The organism is Kitasatospora sp. NPDC089509, from assembly GCF_044749365.1.
Lineage (GTDB): Bacteria > Actinomycetota > Actinomycetes > Streptomycetales > Streptomycetaceae > Kitasatospora.
Genome location: NZ_JBIVHS010000056.1, coordinates 1 through 3,522 on the forward strand (window position 1 = coordinate 1; position 3,522 = coordinate 3,522).

Annotated in this window: 1 protein-coding gene; it reads right to left on the reverse strand. The window is 75.0% G+C overall.

Annotated elements, in window-relative coordinates; translation table 11 throughout:
- Positions 1-124: 124 nt before the first annotated feature.
- Positions 125-3,522, reverse strand: a 3,398-nt coding sequence (locus tag ACIP4P_RS45005) for an amino acid adenylation domain-containing protein (RefSeq protein ID WP_400930315.1), incomplete at its 5' end; no start/stop codon positions are given.

Here is a 3,522-nt window from a genome sequence, read left to right on the forward strand (position 1 = left end):
GGGGGGGGGGGGGGGGGGGGGGGGGGGGGGGGGGGGGGGGGGGGGGGGGGGGGGGGGGGGGGGGGGGGGGGGGGGGGGGGGGGGGGGGGGGGGGGCCCCCCCCCCCCCACCCCGGGCGGCCGGTTCAGCGCAGGTGGGCGGCCAGGACCGGCCCGATCAGGTCCAGCGCCTCGGGCGTGGTGAAGCGGCTGTGCGGGATGTCCAGCGGGTGGTTCTCGATCGGGCCGTCCACGTGCGCGGTCCACAGATCGGTCAGCGGCGCGCCGTCCGCTCCCCGGCCGGGCAGGGCCTCGAAGAAGAGCACCGACCCCCGGTAGCGGCCCGGCGCCTCGCCGGCGGCCAGGGCGAGGTTGTTGCCGGTCACCCGGACCAGTCGGCCGAGCGCCGCCGGGTCCAGCCCGGCCAGCACGCTGCCGCGCTCCCGCAGCAGCTCCAACACGGCTTCGGCGCCCGGGAGTCCGGCCCCGAGCGGCTCGGTGCCGTCGGCCGTCGGGGTGTCGCCGCCTGCCGAGGTGCCGTCGGCGGTGAGGGCGTCCAGCTCGTCGAGGTCGAGGCCGTCCAGTGCGAGCGAGAGGATCTCCGCGTCGCTGGGGCGGCCGGCGTGCCGGAAGCGGCCGGTGGGGTGCGAGTCGAGCATCGCCAGCAGGGCCACCTCCTCGCCCGCCGCCTGGAGTTGACGGGCCAGCTCGTGGGCCACCGTGCCGCCGAAGGACCAGCCGAGCAGGTGGTACGGGCCGCTCGGCTGCACCTCGCGGATCAGCCGCAGGTAGTCGGTCGCCATCTCCTCGACGCTGCACGGAAGTCGGTCGTCCCCGTCCAGCCCGCGGGCCTGCAGGGCGATGACCGGCCGGTCCCGGTCCAGGTGGCGGACCAGGCCGGAGTAGCACCAGCCCAGGCCGCCGCCGGGGTGCACCGCGAACAGCGGCGGCCGGCTGCCGCCGGTGCGCAGCGGCAGCAACTGCCCGAGCCCGTTGCCGGATTCGGTGCCGCCCTCGGCGTCGAGCCGCTCGGCCAGCAGGGCCACGGTCGGGGTCTCGAACAGGGCCCGCAGGCCGATCCGGACGCCCAGCTCGTCCTGGATCCGGGCGGTCAGCCGGGCGGCGAGCAGGGAGTGGCCGCCGAGGTCGAAGAAGTTGTCGTCGATGCCGACGGTCTCCGCGCCGAGCGTGGCGGCGAACAGGCCGCAGAGGACGGACTCGCGGGGGGTGCGGGGCGCCCGGGCGGGTGCGGTGGTGAGGCTCGGTGCGGGCAGGGCGCGGCGGTCGAGCTTGCCGTTGGGGGTGAGCGGGAGGGTGTCGAGCAGTACGACGGCGGACGGCACCTGGTGGGCGGGCAGCTGGGCGGCGGCGGTGGCGCGCAGTTCGGCCGGGTCCGGCGCGGTGGTGTCGTCGGCCGGGACCAGGTAGGCCACCAGGCGCTGGTCGCCGGGCTGGTCCTCGCGCAGCAGCACGGCGGCCTGCACGATGTCCGGGTGGGTGGTGAAGTGGGTCTCGATCTCGGCGGGTTCGATCCGGAAGCCGCGCAGCTTGATCTGGTCGTCGGTGCGGCCGAGGAATTCGAGCCGGCCCTCGCCGTGCGCGTCCTCGTGCCAGCGGCCGAGGTCGCCGGTGCGGTACATCCGGGCGCCGGGCTCGCCGAACGGGTCGGGCAGGAAGCGCTCGGCGGTCAGGCCGGGGCGGCCGAGGTAGCCGCGGGTCACCAGGTCGCCGGCGATGAAGAGTTCGCCGCCGACACCGATCGGCAGCGCGCGCAGCGCCTCGTCCAGGACGTACATCCGGGTGTTCCAGATCGGCCGTCCGATGGTGATCACGCCGGAGGGCGCGGTGTCGCCGGGCTCGATCCGGAACTCGGTGCAGCCGACCGTGGTCTCGGTCGGGCCGTACTCGTTGATCACGGTGGCGCCCGGGTGGCGGCGGCGCCACTCGTCCAGGACCTCGCCCATCAGCGACTCGCCGCCGAGCACCAGCTGCTCGCTGGGCGAGAACCGCTCGGGCAGCGCGGTCAGCAGCGCCAGGTGGCTCGGGGTGGCCTTGACGAAGGTCGGGCGGTCGAACTCCCGCGCGGTGGGCGCCTGGTCGTCCAGTTCGATCAGCTGGACGGTGCCGCCGCTGGTGAGCGGGGCGAACAGGCCGGTCACGGTCAGGTCGAAGGACACCGGCGAGTGGACCAGCGCCCGGCCGGCCACGCTGCCGTAGGCCTCACGGGCCCAGGCCAGGTAGGCGTCCAGCGAGCGGTGCTCGACCACGACGCCCTTGGGGCGCCCGGTGGAGCCGGAGGTGTAGATGACGTAGGCCGGGTTGCGCAGCGACAGCGGTGCCGAGCGGTCGGCGTCGGTGAGGTCGTGGGTCGGCAGTGCGGTCAGCGCGGCGACCGTCTCCGGGGCGTCCAGCAGCACCCGGGGGTGCTCGGTGGCGGGCAGCCGCCCGGCCGCCTCGGCGGTGGTGAGCACGCACAGCGGCTGGGCGTCGCCCAGGGTGTAGGCGATCCGCTCGCTGGGGTGGGTGAGGTCGACCGGCAGGTACGCCGCACCGGACTTGAGCACGGCCAGGACGGCCACCAGGGTCTCCACCGAGCGCGGGACGGCGAGGGCCACCAGCCGCTCGGGGCCGGCGCCCCGCGCCACCAGGAGGCGGGCCAGCCGGTTGGCGGCGGTGTCGAGCTGGGCGTAGCTGAGGGTGTCGGTGCCGCAGCTGACGGCGGTGGCGTCGGGGGTGCGGGCGGCCTGGGCGGCGAACAGCTCCGGGAGCGTCCGGCCGGGGAGTTCGCGGGTGGGGCCGTTCCAGTCGGTGAACACGGCCGCGCGCTCGCGCTCGTCGAACAGGTCGACGTCCTGGATGGGGGTGTCGGGGTGTTCGGCGGCGCTGCGCAGGATGCGCTGGAACTGGCGGGCGAGGCGCTCGACGGTGGCGGGCTCGAACAGGTCGGTGGCGTACTCGATGGTGACGACGAGCCCGTTCGGGGTGCCGTCGGCGGTGTGCTGCTCGGTCACGGTGAAGGACAGGTCGAACTTCGCGGTCCGGCCCGACTCGTCGTCCTGGACGTCGAGTTCGGTTCCTCCGGGTTGGGTGGTGTTGAGGGTGAGGATGGTTTGGAAGAGGGGGTGGCGGTGGGGGGTGCGGGTGGGGTTGAGGGCTTCGACGAGGCGGTCGAAGGGGAGGTCCTGGTGGGTGAGGGCGGTGAGGTTGAGGTCGCGGGTGTGGTGGAGGAGTTGGGTGTGGGTGGGGTTGCCGGTGGTGTTGGTTCGGAGGACGAGGGTGTTGATGAAGAAGCCGATGAGGTGGTCGAGGTGGGGGTGGTTGCGGCCGGCGGTGGGGGTGCCGATGGGGAGGTCGGTGCCGGCGCCGTTGCGGGTGAGGAGGGTGGCGAGGGCGGCGTGGAGGGTGTGGAAGAGGGTGGCGTGGTGGGTGTGGGCGTGGGTGGTGAGTTGGTGGTGGGTGGTGGGGTCGGTGTGGGTGGTGTGGGTGCGGGCGTGGTGGGTGGGGTTGGTGGGTCGGGGGTGGTCGGTGGGGAGGGGGATTTCTT